The sequence below is a fragment of the Leclercia sp. 119287 genome, assembly GCF_009734485.1.
Taxonomy (GTDB): domain Bacteria; phylum Pseudomonadota; class Gammaproteobacteria; order Enterobacterales; family Enterobacteriaceae; genus Enterobacter; species Enterobacter adecarboxylatus_C.
In genome coordinates this window covers 4,142,013-4,154,665 of record NZ_CP046445.1, presented here as the reverse complement: position 1 = coordinate 4,154,665, position 12,653 = coordinate 4,142,013, and the positions used below count along the sequence as shown (strand labels likewise).

The following is a 12,653-nucleotide window of genomic DNA, read 5'->3' as shown; positions in this document are numbered from 1 at the left end:
TCAGGAACGGAATAACCGTGAATATTGGGTTTCATGACGCGCTGAAGCGATGGCGGAGAGCGGCGTGGCCGCCCCCAGCTGGTCATCGCGGCGCAAAAGCGCCTGCTCCAGCCCGTCGGCAAAGCGATCGCAGAGTTCGATGATCAACAGCTGGGCCGCCTGCTGGCCGAAGGGCACCAGCTTGACGCCCGCCATCACCGCGCTCTCAATCCAGCTGTAGCCGAGGCTTAACGCCAACTCGCGCAGGCCGATTCCCCAGCGCACGCCGAGCCATGCCATGCCGCACAGCTGGCTTTGCGAGAACAGCGGCAGCCAGTCGGGCGGGCAGTCCGCCTCCCAGCTTTTGATCAGCCGGGTGAAGGCCGCTCCGCGGTTGCGCTCCTCTTCCCGAAGTTCGCGAGTCTCGCGGCAGGCCAGCAGGTATGCCGTCCAGCGCGAGGCGGCTGCGATATCGTTCTGCTCGCAGGCGCGATACAGACGGGAAAACAGCGGCAGATCGACGCAGAAAAAGCTCTGCTCCATCTGCTGACATTGCCAGGCTTTGAACGCGGCCGGGGTGGTGACCCAGCCCGCTTCCGCCGCCCACTCCAGCCCCTGCGACCAGGTATAAGATCCCACCGGCAGGCTGCTGCTGGTGAGCTGCATCAGGCGCAGCTGGCGGGAGGGCTCCATCAGCTCATCAGCGCCAGCAGAGCGGAGGCGATCAGCCCGCCGCCGAAGGTTTTACGCAGCCCATCGTGACGGCGCAGCAGCATACCGGCAGCAAAGCTGACGCACAGCACCGCCGCGCTGGCGAGCATAAAGCCGCTGGTGAAAAGCCAGAAGCTGTGGCCTGCCATCTCGACGCCGTGGGCCCAGCCGTGGAACATCGCCAGCGCCGGTACGGCCAGCAGCAGACGGTTTTCGGTTTTGAACATCATCACGCCGCACACCGCCAGCGAGGCGATAATCAGCATCTCCATGCCGCTAAAGCCCCCCAACAGGCTGCCCGCGACGGCACCGGTCAGCATCATCCCGAGGGTGGCGAAGGGCATCAGCAGCCTGCGGCCGCTCAGGGCGGCGAGCACGCCTGCGCCGGTCAACATCAGCAGATGATCCAGCCCGGTCAGGGGATGGAAAAAGCCGGCCTGAAAACTGTCGCTGCCGTGCCCCGGATGGGCCAGTGCGGGCAGGGAGAAGGCCAGCAGCAGCAGGGGTAATAACTTACGCATGATGGATCCTTAATGTGAATGTGCGTGAGAGTGCGAATGGGAGTGGCCTTCGCTGGCGTAGGCGCCCGCTTCCGGCTCAAAAGGCAGGCTGGCGAAAGTCACCTCGAGATCGAACAGCTTTAGCATCTCGTCCAGGACATGATCGTGGTGATAGCGCAGCTCGCCGGGCAAGATTTGCAGCGGCACGTGGCGGTTGCCCAGGTGATAGCAGGCGCGGGCCAGCAGGAAGGGATCGGCGCAGCGCACCACCGACAGCGGCTCGGCGGCGGCAACGACCTCCACCACCTCACGCCCGTCGTCGCTGGTGAGCAGGTCGCCGCCCCGCAGCAGCAGGCCGCGCGGTAGTATCAGCCCGGCATCGCGCCCGTCGTCCAGCACCACGCGGGCACGGCTCTTGACCCGGACATCAATCGGCAGCGTCACGCGGGCGGTCACGGCATGGGGATGGTCAAGGCGTTGGGTTAAGGTGATCATGATTCCTCCTCAGAACAGAAAATAGCGTTGCGCCATCGGCAGGATCTCTGCTGGCTCACTGGTGATCGGTTCCCCGTCGATGCGCACCTCATAGGTTTGCGCGTCGACGGTAATGTTCGGCTGCAGGCCGTTGTGGATCATGTCGGCCTTTTTCACCGTCCGGCAGCCTTTGACCACCGCGGTGGCGCTTTGCAAATTCAGCTCCTGCGGGATGCCGTTGTCGGCAGCGGCCTGCGAGACAAACGTCAGCCTGGTGGCATGACGGGCGGCGCCCAGCGCGCCAAACATCGGCCGGTAGTGCACCGGCTGCGGGGTGGGGATCGAGGCGTTAATGTCGCCCATCGGCGCGCAGGCGATCATCCCGCCTTTGACGATGGTGGCGGGCTTCACGCCAAAGAAGGCCGGGGACCAGACCACCAGATCCGCCAGCTTTCCGGCCTCAATCGACCCGACCTCGTGGGCAATGCCGTGGGTCAGCGCCGGGTTGATGGTGTACTTGGCGATATAGCGCTTCACCCGCAGGTTATCGTTAGCGCCGCGCTCGTCCGCCAGCGGGCCGCGCTGCACCTTCATGCGGTGCGCCACCTGCCAGGTACGGATAATCACTTCGCCCACCCGGCCCATCGCCTGCGAATCCGACGAGGTGAGGGAGAAGGCGCCGATGTCATGCAGCACGTCCTCGGCGGCGATGGTCTCCCGGCGAATGCGCGATTCGGCAAAGGCCACGTCCTCGGCGATATCCGGGTCGAGGTGATGGCAGACCATCAGCATGTCCAGATGCTCGTCGATGGTGTTGACCGTGTAGGGTAGGGTCGGGTTGGTGGAAGAGGGCAGAATGTTAGGGTGTGCGCAGGCGGTGATGATATCCGGCGCATGGCCCCCGCCCGCCCCTTCGGTGTGGAAGGTATGGATGGTGCGCCCGGCGATAGCCGCCAGGGTGTCTTCGACAAACCCGGCCTCGTTGAGGGTGTCGCTGTGCAGCGCCACCTGGATATCCATCTCATCCGCCACCGTCAGGGCGCAGTCGATCGCTGCAGGCGTTGAACCCCAGTCCTCATGAATTTTCAGGCCGATGGCCCCTGCGGCAACCTGCTCGCGCAGGGCATCGGGGTTGGAGCCATTGCCTTTTCCCAGCAGGCCGATATTCACTGGCAGCGTATCGGCGGCCTGGAGCATCCGCGCGATATACCAGGGTCCTGGTGTGCAGGTGGTGGCATGGGTGCCGGCAGCAGGTCCGGTGCCGCCGCCGATCATGGTGGTAACTCCGGAGACCAGCGCCTCTTCCGCCTGCTGCGGGCAGATCCAGTGGATATGGGTATCGACCCCGCCTGCGGTGACGATCTTGCCTTCGGCGGCGATCACCTCGGTGGCCGCGCCAATCGGGATGGTTACGCCGGGCTGAATATCCGGGTTACCTGCTTTGCCCACGGCGACGATCCGGCCGTCCTTCACGCCGATATCGGCTTTAACGATCCCCCAGTGATCGACGATCAGCGCGTTGGTCAGCACCAGATCCACGCACTCCTGCGCCGTCATCTGCCCCTGGCCCATGCCGTCGCGGATCACCTTCCCGCCGCCGAATTTGACCTCTTCGCCGTAGATCGTCAGATCCTGTTCCACCTCGATCCACAGCTCGGTATCGGCCAGCCGCACCTTATCCCCGGTGGTGGGGCCAAACATGTCGGCATAGGCCTGACGCGAGATCTCAGCCATGATCCACCTCGCCCATCACCGCGCCGCGAAAGCCGACAAGGCGCTGCGCGCCCGCCACCTGCACCAGCGTGACGGCGCGCTTTTGCCCCGGCTCGAAGCGCACGGCGGTGCCCGCGGCAATATTCAGCCGGTAACCTTTGGTGGGCTCACGATCGAACTTCAGGGCCGGGTTCACCTCGTAAAAATGGTAATGGGATCCGACCTGGATCGGACGATCCCCGTGGTTCTCGACGATCGTCGTCAGCGTGTTGCGCCCGGCATTAATAACGATCTGCCCGGGTTGTATCTGATATTCGCCTGGGATCATGCTCCCCCCTTACAGGATCGGATTGTGAACGGTGACCAGCTTGGAGCCGTCCGGGAAGGTGGCCTCCACCTGAATGTCCGGGATCATCTCCGGCACGCCCTCCATCACCTGGCTGCGGGTCAGAACGTGGCGACCGGCTTCCATTAATTCCGCCACCGTCTGCCCGTCGCGCGCCCCTTCCATAATGAAGGCGCTGATCAGGGCCACCGATTCCGGGTAATTGAGCTTTACGCCGCGGGCGAGACGGCGCTCGGCCACCAGCGCGGCGGTAAACAACAACAGCTTGTCTTTTTCTCTGGGGGTCAGTTCCATCGTGCGTCTCTCAGGTGTGCCAGATTCGGGGCGAGCAGGGGGCTTTGGCGGTGAGCTGCGGGCGCAGGCGTTGCCAGATCTCGTGCATCGCCTGCTGGCAAATCAGGTTGTCATGGGCCAGAAAACGGACTGACAGCAGGCCGTCGGTGAGGGTAGCGCCCGCAAAATCGTTCAGTGGGGTCAACAGCTCACGGGCATCATCCAGCTGCGTTTCGGTTGCCGGATAAAACAGCAGGGTGCCGATCCAGGGGTGTTCCGCCACCGGCGACAGATCGCTGTCCGCCAGATGCTGGCGCTCGATCAGCAGCGGTTCGCCCTCGATCCAGACTTCAAGGCGGCTCTCAATGCGTCCGTGGCTGAAGGGCTCATTGATCACCGGGCGACCGAGGCAAAACAGCTCCCAGGCCAGCAGGGTGCTGCTACGCTGCAGATGAAACACCGAGCGCAGGGCGGCATTCGCGCCGGGGAAGAAAATGGTGTCCTGCGGTAGCCACTCCAGAATGGCGTTTTCGTCCAGAGTGAAGTGCTGATCCAGCCGCGCAAGTGCGCCAGTGCTGCGATAGAACTTGCTGGCGCCGGGCATGGTGATCAGCGCATGGCTGCGGGCCTCAAGGTGGATGTCGATCGTCAGTTCATCCCCGCCAACAATCCCGCCCGGCGGATGCAGCAGATAGAGGTGGCAGGTCTCGCCTTCGGGATAAAACGGGCGTTGAACGGTAAGGGGACCGACGTGACGGGCAGCGTGAAGGAGGGTTTTTTCAGGGGTGTGACAAAACTGCAAAGCAAGCGACGCCTGCCAGCCTTTTACTGTTTTATCAACCATCTGAGTTGCTGACATGCTTCATCCATCTGCTCGCCATCGGGGTGTTTTTTAGTATGCCCTGGCGGAAATGAAGGCTGTCATATGAGTCACTTATGGATGAGGCGTTCGCTAAGAGCTCACTTATTTTCTGGAGTGGTGGAATTGTTCCGTTCACTATGACTTCTCTGCGTTATGTGCGCCCCGCTGCGGTGAACGTGTTAAGGGGGCTGCCGCCGCCCCCTTAACAATCCCGGCTCCCGGCAAAGAAAATCGCCGCTTCGCGGTGCCTTCGGCTTATTCCCTTCGGCTATCGGGTCGGGCGTGATCCTACATCCATGTAGGTCACGCCCTCTCGGCGCATCCATGCGCCTCGCCCCGGCCTGCGGTCAACGCCTCAGCGATTTTCAGCCGGACTTTCGCTCCCTCAACCTTCTCTGCGGTTTGAATGTGGCACGGGTGTTGAGTCCCCGCTGAAATCGGCGAACCGGAGACCGGATGACAAGGGCTGGACGCCAGGGATGGCGGCCAGAGGCGAATCGAGACAGGATGTCGAGTTGAGCCGACCGCAGGCGTCAGGTCGGGAGGTGAGCGTAGTGCGAAGCACCGATTTCGTCGCGGGGCCGCGGGGATTGATAAGGGGGCCGCGGTGGCCCCCTTATCACGTTCACAGGTTCCGTTCATTTCATATTCTGCTGGACATGAGGTGAACGGAACCATTCCACTCCTGCTACATAATGCCTTACCAGACAGGTAATACCTTACCGGTAATCCTCCGCATCAATATCATACCCGGAGGGCTCCCAGCGGATCGCCAGCAGCGAAACCAACCCAATCAGCGGCGCCAGGGCGATCACCCAGAACACCGCCGTATCCATCGAGGCCACCAGCAGCGGGAACATAAACAGCGACAGCGTTGAGCTGCTGCGCATCAGCGTCTGGTTCAGCCCCACACCCACACCGCGCAGCGAGGTCGGGTAGCTGAGCGAGGCAAAGGTCATCGTATGCGCCCCCGGGCCAAAGCCCTGGCCGAACAGGAACAGGGCCAGCATCGCCACCGCCGCGATCCCCTCCGCCGCGCCTTCCGGGCGACCGATAATCGCCAGCACCAGCAGGGCAATCAGCTGACAGCTATAACCCCCCAGCGACATCCGCCAGGCGCCAAAACGCGGTACCAGCCGCACCGCCAGCAGGCCGCCGACAAAGGCGAACAGCAGGTTCAGGGCCAGGGAGATCAGAATCGTGGTCAGCATCGACTGCACAAAGAAGCTGGAGATAATCACCGGCAGGCCAAAGGCCACGGCGTTATAGGCGAAGGACGACACAACCGACAGCAGCGTGGCAAGCGTAGTGCGGCGCAGATAGACCCCACGGAACAGATTCAGGTAGTTACGCCAGCTGGCTTTGTTCACCACCGGGGCGGGCTGATCGAGCGCCTCCTGCGGCACGTGGGCATTAATGTTATACGCCTTGCGCAGAATCGAGGCCGCCTCTTTCAGGTTGCCCTGATTCGCCGCCCACACCGGCGATTCGCTCATGTACTTACTGCGGATGGCAATGATCACCAGCGCGGGGATCGCCCCGAAGCCGAGGATAATTCGCCACAGCCAGTCGCTGTGCGTCTCCGGCAGCACGCCATAGAAGAAGAGCACCAGCAGATAAGAGATGCTGATTGCGGCATACCAGGTGGGACACCACATGGCGACGCTGGCGGCTTTGTTGCCGGGGCCTTTCAGCCTGGCGAACTCGCTTAAGAAGGCCATCGCCACGGGGAGGTCGATCCCCACGCCCAGGCCCATCACAAAGCGCGCGCCTGCCAGCACGTACTCGTTCGGGGCAAACGCGCAGGCGATGGCCGCGACCACAAAGAACACCATGTCGGCCATAAAGACCCGGTAACGACCGATTTTATCCGTCAGGTAGCCGCCAATCAGCGCCCCGACAATCGCGCCGAAGGTGATCGCCGAGGCCACCATGCCGGTGCCTGCGGGCGTAAGGTTGAACTCGCGGGTAATGTCTTTGATCCCGAACGCCAGCGCGCCCAGGTCGTAGGCATCCAGGAAGATACCGCCCAGCGCAATGCCGATGACGATGCGCGCATTGGCCCGGCCCTGGGAGCCTTCATTAACCAGTTGGGTGACGTCCGCTGCGTTACGGACCCATTTGATCTCCCCGTCGGGAGTTTTTCCTGCCGTTGCAAGTGAGGTTGGATCTGCGATCTCTGTCATTTTCTTATGTTGTGTTGGCTGTACGAACAAAAAGAGTACTCACCGCAAGAAAACGATCTAAATCACATTTGGTTATAAGGCATAACTAAGGGGGCAGGCGAAAGGGGGGCAGAGTCGCCTTACTGCGGATCTTTCTTCTTTCTCTTCAGCCTGGCCCAGATTTTGGTCTCCTGACGACGCCACAGGCGCTGGATATTGTCATGATGACGCAGCAGGATCAGGCAGGAGAGCATCGACACCGGGAAGGTGAACTGCGGTTTGAACCACCAGACGTAAAACGGGGCAATCAGCGCGCTGACGATAGCGCCAAGAGAGGAGTAGCCGCTGAGCAACACGCTGAGCAGCCAGGTGCCGGTCATTACGCCGGTGAGATCCCAGCCAATAGGGGCAATGGCGCCGAATGCGGTGGCCACGCCTTTACCGCCTTTGAAACCGAAGAATACTGGCCAGATATGGCCCAGGCAGGCGGCGATGGCAATCAGCCCCAGCCAGAATGGCGTCACGCCCAGCGCATACGCGCCCCAGACGGGAAGCATGCCTTTCAGGACGTCAAAAATCAGAACCGCTACGGCTGCTCCTTTGCCGCCAATTCGTAGTACATTGGTCGCCCCCGGATTCCCGGAGCCGTTCTCGCGTGGATCGGGTAACCCGGCGATACGGCAGACCAGAATGGCGCTGGAAATTGAGCCGCAAAGGTAGGCAAGGAGGATCATTCCAGGCGCGATTGCACTCATAACGCTGTTCCGTTTTGAAAATATCGTTTTGTACTTAGCATCTGTGGATAATACGCATAATTCGCCGGGAGTGGTATCCGGTTTAGCCAAAAACCAGGCAGGTCGTGATGGATATAGTATTTATAGAGCAACTTTCGGTAATCACCACTATCGGGGTGTATGACTGGGAACAAACCATCGAACAGAAGCTAGTGTTCGATATCGAAATGGGCTGGGATAACGTCGCCGCCGCGAAAAGCGATGATGTGAACGATTGTCTCAGCTATGCCGACGTCAGCGAAACCGTCATTAGCCACGTGGAAGGTCAGCGTTTTGCGCTGGTGGAACGCGTGGCGGAAGAGGTGGCGGAGCTGCTGCTCAGCCGCTTTAATTCCCCGTGGGTGCGCATCAAAGTCAGCAAGCCGGGCGCGGTAGCCCGGGCGGCCAATGTGGGCGTCATCATTGAGCGTAGCCAAAATCTGAAAGGAAATATTTAACGGTATAATAGTTAAACCAATTCCTGTTAAATCAGTCTTACAGCTGTTCCTTCTGCGGTTGCCCCCGGGTAACCCGTTTTTTTGTCTTTTTAGGGGTTTATTGATGAGCGATATGCACTCCCTGCTGGTGGCAGCAATACTGGGTGTGGTCGAAGGATTGACAGAGTTTCTGCCGGTTTCCAGTACGGGCCATATGATTATCGTCGGCCATCTGCTGGGGTTTGAGGGCGAAACGGCGAAAACCTTTGAGGTGGTGATCCAGTTAGGCTCCATTCTGGCGGTCGTGGTGATGTTCTGGCGCCGCCTGTTCGGGCTGATTGGCATTCACTTTGGTCACCCGCCGCATGAAGGCTCCGGCAAAGGGCGTTTGACCCTGCTGCACATTCTGCTCGGGATGATCCCGGCAGTGGTGCTGGGTCTGGTGTTACATGACACCATTAAATCGCTGTTTAACCCGATTAACGTGATGTACGCGCTGGTGGTCGGTGGCGTGCTGCTGATCGCCGCGGAGCTGCTGAAGCCAAAAGAGCCGCGCGCGCCGGGTCTGGATGATATGACCTACCGCCAGGCGTTTATGATTGGCTGCTTCCAGTGTCTGGCGCTGTGGCCGGGCTTCTCCCGCTCCGGGGCGACAATTTCAGGCGGGATGCTGATGGGCGTGAGCCGCTATGCCGCCTCTGAGTTCTCGTTCCTGCTGGCGGTGCCGATGATGATGGGAGCGACCGCGCTCGATCTCTACAAGAGCTATCACTTCCTGACCGCAGGCGACATTCCGATGTTTGCCGTGGGCTTTATCACCGCCTTTATCGTGGCTCTGATTGCCATCAAAACCTTCCTGCAGCTGATCAAGCGTATTTCGTTTATCCCGTTCGCCATCTATCGCTTTATCGTGGCGGCCGCGGTTTACGTGGTCTTCTTCTGATGACCGATTGCCCTCAGTCTTTTGGCTGAGGGCAACGCTGTTCCTTCCAGTCCGCTACCGCCTGAATCCGCCGTTTCGTTAACTCTTCCCGAATCTCTGGCCCTTTAAATCCGGCCTCGACCACCGCTTTGGTCGGCACGGCTTTCGCCACCGCCCAGGCTTCGCGCAGCAACCGCCCCTGCGGATAGTCGCTGGCTTCAAACCCGGTGCGCCCGCGCACGTCGGCTTCGCTGGTCAGGGCGATCTGCTCCACGCGCTGCGGCTTACGCCAGGCGTCGATGCTGTCGAACAGCTTGACGATGGTGGCCGGTTTGAGGATGGGGAAGGTGTGGATCAGGTCATGGAACTCGGCGACCAGCTTTGCCAGATCGCGGATCTCGTTCGGCACCCGCATGCGCTGGCAGACTTTTTCAACCAGCCTGACGCCGGCCGGGCCGTGGCCGTGATGGCGCGGCCACAGTTCGGGTGGTGTTAAGCCCTTGCCGAGGTCGTGACAGAGGGTGGCAAAGCGCACGTCCACGTCGGGGCTCAGCATCGCCGCCATGCTCAGGGTCATCAGGGTATGGATGCCGGTGTCAATTTCCGGGTGCCACTTCGCCGGGGCAGGCACGCCGAACAGCGCATCCACTTCCGGGAACAGCACTTTGAGCGCCCCACAGTCGCGCAGTACCTGGAAGTAAACCTGCGGATTGCGGGTGGTGAGCGCATTCTCGGTCTCTTTCCACACGCGCTCAGGCGTAAGGTGTTCCAGCTCGCCCGCGTCGGTCATCGCCGTCATCAGGGCCATGGTTTCGTCGGCAATGCGGAAGCTCAGATGGGCATAGCGGGCAGCAAAGCGCGCCACGCGCAAGACGCGGAGCGGATCTTCCGAGAAGGCAGGGGACACATGACGCAGGATGCGGTTTTGCAGATCCTGTTTACCGCCGTAAGCATCGACGATATGACCGTTTTCATCCTGTGCGAGGGCGTTGATGGTCAGATCCCGGCGCTGCAAATCGTCTTCGAGGGTGACATCAGGGTCGGCATGGCAGATAAACCCGGTATAGCCGACGCCGGATTTGCGCTCGGTACGCGCCAGGGCGTACTCCTGACGGCTTTGCGGGTGCAGAAAGACAGGGAAATCGCGGCCTACCTGCTGGTAACCCGCATCGAGCATGGCCTGAGGAGTGGCTCCCACCACCACCCAGTCTTTATCTTTGACCGGCAGACCTAACAACGCATCACGAACCGCACCACCGACCAGATAAATCTTCACGCCACACTCTCCCGTATCAAATATTGGCAAAATAATACGTAAGTGTGGCAGAGATGGCGACTTAGTTCATCCAACGGTCTTTACGTTTACGGCTCGGCACCAGATGTGGCAGCACCAGACCCAGCAGCAGACCCATACCCAGCACGCCGCCGCCATACATAAACCACTGCATGATGATGGTGCGCTGTTTGTCATCCAGCTGCAGGTTGGCCGCGCTCACCTTTTTCTGGGCGACGATCAGCTCGTTCTTCAGCTTCTGGTTCTCATCTTTGAGGCCGTTGATCACCCCGTCGCTCTGGGCCACTTTCTGCTGCATTTCAGCGGTGCGCTGGTTCCAGGTGGCGTCGATATTGGTCAGCTTGTCGGTCAGGGTTTTGACCTGGTTTTCCAGATCCGGCACACGGGTGCGCAGGCTCGGGTCGGTGCTAAGCTCTTTCAGGGGGATCCAGGCGGTACGGCCGCTGCTGTCGCGTACCTGGCCATAGTTGGATTCCGCATTGCTCTGCAACAGCACCACTTCCTCGCCGGCATTAATCGTACCCACGAGGCGATAATTGTCACCCGGACCGCTGCGTACCCAGGTGTTCAGTTCGTCAGAAACGTAGCGCTTCTCTTCTGCGTGGACCACGGTCGCGGCGCTTAAAGCAAGTAATGTCAGTCCGATCAGGCGTAATTTAGGCATCAGGCAGTCGTTATTTTCATAAAAAGTGGAACGATATTAGTGGAAACAGTCTTCAGGCTCAAAGGATTCGTCAGCATTCGGAATCCTCTGTGCCCTGATGGCCACTGTAGCAAACTTTACGCCCGTCAAATTGCCCATTGCGTGGCAATCTGGCGCAAAATACTATCTACTGACAAAAAAGTGGCGAGTAAGTTCGCCGTAATTTACCCCGCGATGTTGCAATCAAAAGAACAAGGCCATGGCTCAGGAAATCGAATTAAAGTTTATCGTTGAAAGCGGCAGCGTTGACGCGCTGCGAAATCACCTGCATCAGCTGAACGGCGAGCATCACGCGCCGGTGCAGCTGCTCAACATCTATTACGAAACCCAGGACCTGTGGCTGCGCCGTCACGACCGGGGTCTGCGCATCCGCGGCGTGGACGGGCGTTATGAGATGACCATGAAAATCGGCGGTCGCGTGGTCGGCGGCCTGCATCAGCGCCCGGAATACAATATTGAGATTGGCCAGCCCGAGCTGGAGCTGGCGCGCTTCCCGGCGGAAGTGTGGCCGGAAGGTGGGCTGCCAGACGGGCTGGCGGAGAGCGTCAGCCCGCTGTTCAGCACCGATTTCTGGCGCGAGAAGTGGCTGGTGAACGAAGGTAAAAGCCGGATCGAAATCGCCCTCGACCTGGGTGAAGTAAAAGCGGGCGAGTTCCAGGAGCCGATCTGCGAGCTGGAGCTTGAGCTGCTGGAAGGCCACGCCGATGACGTGCTGAAGCTGGCCCGCAAGCTGGTGACCCAGAGCGGCCTGCGTCAGGGCAGCCTGAGCAAAGCCGCCCGCGGCTATCATCTGGCCCAGGGCAACGCGCCACGCCTCCTGAAACCGACCGACATTCTGCGCGTCGCGCCGAAATCCTCCGTCGAGCAGGGCTTTGAAGCCTCGCTGGAGCTGGCGCTGAGCCAGTGGCAATACCACGAAGAGCTGTGGATCCGCGGCGTGAAAGGCGCAAAAGATCAGGTGCTGGCGGCGATGGCGCTGGTGCGTCACAGCCTGACGCTGTTCGGCGGCATTGTGCCGCGTAAAGCGAGTGCTCACTTACGCGATCTGCTGACCCAGGCCGACGCCCTGATGGCCTCTGACGTTTCTGCCGAGACGGCGGTCTACAGCCCGCAAACCGCTATCGCTAAGCTGGCGCTCACCGAGTTCCTGGTGACCCGCGGCTGGCGCAGCTTCCTCGATGCGAAGGGGGAGACCAAAATGGCGGAAAACTTCAAGCGTTTCGCCGACATCCACCTGTCCCGTCACGCCGCTGAACTGAAAACCATTTTCGGGCATCCGCTGGGCGATCAGTATGGCGATCAGCTGATCCGGCTGGCGCGTAACGTCGACAGCATTCTGCTGCTGGCAGGGGCCTATGACGGACCGGTCGCCCGCGCATGGCTGGAGAACTGGCAAGGGCTGCTGTATGCCATCAAGACCCGCCAGCACATTGAAATTGAGCATTTCCGCAACGAAGCCATTTCGCAGGAGCCATTCTGGCTGCACAGCGGAAAACGTTAA

The 12,653-nt window shown here is 60.6% G+C and carries 14 protein-coding genes; 3 read left to right on the top strand and 11 right to left on the bottom strand.

Going from position 1 to position 12,653, the window contains the following annotated elements:
* The 9 genes from GNG27_RS19915 to plsY form a co-directional block, all read right to left on the bottom strand.
* A complete protein-coding gene (locus GNG27_RS19915; RefSeq protein WP_156264659.1) occupies positions 1–672 on the bottom strand; it encodes an urease accessory protein UreF in 672 nt (223 codons plus the stop codon).
* Complete coding sequence (locus GNG27_RS19910; RefSeq protein WP_142487138.1) at positions 672–1,211, bottom strand: HupE/UreJ family protein; 540 nt, start codon at positions 1,209–1,211, stop codon at positions 672–674. Before GNG27_RS19910 ends, GNG27_RS19915 begins: the two co-directional genes overlap by 1 nt.
* Before the next feature lie 9 nt (positions 1,212–1,220).
* Positions 1,221–1,685, bottom strand: coding sequence for an urease accessory protein UreE (gene ureE, locus GNG27_RS19905; protein ID WP_156264658.1), 465 nt, complete (start codon positions 1,683–1,685; stop codon positions 1,221–1,223).
* 9 nt (positions 1,686–1,694) lie between these two features.
* Positions 1,695–3,398: an urease subunit alpha gene (gene ureC / locus GNG27_RS19900; RefSeq protein ID WP_156264657.1), complete on the bottom strand. Its 1,704-nt coding sequence runs from the start codon at positions 3,396–3,398 to the stop codon at positions 1,695–1,697.
* Entirely contained in the window at positions 3,391–3,705 is a 315-nt protein-coding gene (locus GNG27_RS19895) for an urease subunit beta (RefSeq protein ID WP_142487135.1), read from the bottom strand. The genes ureC and GNG27_RS19895 overlap by 8 nt, the downstream gene beginning before the upstream one ends.
* A 9-nt stretch (positions 3,706–3,714) precedes the next feature.
* The gene (locus GNG27_RS19890; protein WP_103822891.1) at positions 3,715–4,017 is read right to left on the bottom strand and encodes an urease subunit gamma; all 303 of its coding nucleotides are present in this window, start codon (positions 4,015–4,017) and stop codon (positions 3,715–3,717) included.
* 10 nt (positions 4,018–4,027) lie between these two features.
* A complete protein-coding gene (locus tag GNG27_RS19885) occupies positions 4,028–4,855 on the bottom strand; it encodes an urease accessory protein UreD (RefSeq protein ID WP_156264656.1) in 828 nt (275 codons plus the stop codon).
* A gap of 722 nt (positions 4,856–5,577) precedes the next feature.
* The gene (locus tag GNG27_RS19880; RefSeq protein ID WP_156264655.1) at positions 5,578–7,044 is read right to left on the bottom strand and encodes an MFS transporter; all 1,467 of its coding nucleotides are present in this window, start codon (positions 7,042–7,044) and stop codon (positions 5,578–5,580) included.
* A 119-nt stretch (positions 7,045–7,163) separates the two neighbouring features.
* Positions 7,164–7,778 (bottom strand): glycerol-3-phosphate 1-O-acyltransferase PlsY, encoded by a 615-nt coding sequence (gene plsY, locus GNG27_RS19875; protein ID WP_156264654.1) that lies wholly within the window; start codon positions 7,776–7,778, stop codon positions 7,164–7,166.
* Positions 7,779–7,885: 107 nt separating this feature from the next.
* Here plsY and folB point away from each other — a divergent pair, with 107 nt between their 5' ends.
* Positions 7,886–8,254 (top strand): bifunctional dihydroneopterin aldolase/7,8-dihydroneopterin epimerase, encoded by a 369-nt coding sequence (folB, locus tag GNG27_RS19870; RefSeq protein WP_106995853.1) that lies wholly within the window; start codon positions 7,886–7,888, stop codon positions 8,252–8,254.
* 103 nt (positions 8,255–8,357) lie between these two features.
* The gene (bacA, locus tag GNG27_RS19865) at positions 8,358–9,176 is read left to right on the top strand and encodes an undecaprenyl-diphosphate phosphatase (RefSeq protein ID WP_039031758.1); all 819 of its coding nucleotides are present in this window, start codon (positions 8,358–8,360) and stop codon (positions 9,174–9,176) included.
* Between the two features lie 13 nt (positions 9,177–9,189).
* Here bacA and GNG27_RS19860 read toward each other — a convergent pair whose 3' ends face one another.
* Both GNG27_RS19860 and GNG27_RS19855 read right to left on the bottom strand, forming a co-directional pair.
* Positions 9,190–10,431 carry a multifunctional CCA addition/repair protein gene (locus GNG27_RS19860; protein ID WP_156264653.1) on the bottom strand — a complete coding sequence of 414 codons (1,242 nt, stop codon included), beginning with the start codon at positions 10,429–10,431 and terminating at the stop codon, positions 9,190–9,192.
* Between the two features lie 61 nt (positions 10,432–10,492).
* Positions 10,493–11,113, bottom strand: coding sequence for a TIGR04211 family SH3 domain-containing protein (locus tag GNG27_RS19855; protein WP_106995850.1), 621 nt, complete (start codon positions 11,111–11,113; stop codon positions 10,493–10,495).
* Between the two features lie 238 nt (positions 11,114–11,351).
* Between GNG27_RS19855 and GNG27_RS19850 the strand changes: the two genes are divergently transcribed.
* Entirely contained in the window at positions 11,352–12,653 is a 1,302-nt protein-coding gene (locus tag GNG27_RS19850) for an inorganic triphosphatase (protein ID WP_156264652.1), read from the top strand.

Coding starts and splice junctions, on each gene's coding strand:
- GNG27_RS19895 (WP_142487135.1), bottom strand. CDS start 3,705: ATGATCCCAGGCGAATATCAGATACAACCCGGGCAGATCGTTATTAAT.
- GNG27_RS19890 (WP_103822891.1), bottom strand. CDS start 4,017: ATGGAACTGACCCCCAGAGAAAAAGACAAGCTGTTGTTGTTTACCGCC.
- GNG27_RS19850 (WP_156264652.1), top strand. CDS start 11,352: ATGGCTCAGGAAATCGAATTAAAGTTTATCGTTGAAAGCGGCAGCGTT.
- GNG27_RS19855 (WP_106995850.1), bottom strand. CDS start 11,113: ATGCCTAAATTACGCCTGATCGGACTGACATTACTTGCTTTAAGCGCC.
- GNG27_RS19915 (WP_156264659.1), bottom strand. CDS start 672: ATGGAGCCCTCCCGCCAGCTGCGCCTGATGCAGCTCACCAGCAGCAGC.
- folB (WP_106995853.1), top strand. CDS start 7,886: ATGGATATAGTATTTATAGAGCAACTTTCGGTAATCACCACTATCGGG.
- plsY (WP_156264654.1), bottom strand. CDS start 7,778: ATGAGTGCAATCGCGCCTGGAATGATCCTCCTTGCCTACCTTTGCGGC.
- GNG27_RS19910 (WP_142487138.1), bottom strand. CDS start 1,211: ATGCGTAAGTTATTACCCCTGCTGCTGCTGGCCTTCTCCCTGCCCGCA.
- bacA (WP_039031758.1), top strand. CDS start 8,358: ATGAGCGATATGCACTCCCTGCTGGTGGCAGCAATACTGGGTGTGGTC.
- ureC (WP_156264657.1), bottom strand. CDS start 3,398: ATGGCTGAGATCTCGCGTCAGGCCTATGCCGACATGTTTGGCCCCACC.
- ureE (WP_156264658.1), bottom strand. CDS start 1,685: ATGATCACCTTAACCCAACGCCTTGACCATCCCCATGCCGTGACCGCC.
- GNG27_RS19885 (WP_156264656.1), bottom strand. CDS start 4,855: ATGTCAGCAACTCAGATGGTTGATAAAACAGTAAAAGGCTGGCAGGCG.
- GNG27_RS19880 (WP_156264655.1), bottom strand. CDS start 7,044: ATGACAGAGATCGCAGATCCAACCTCACTTGCAACGGCAGGAAAAACT.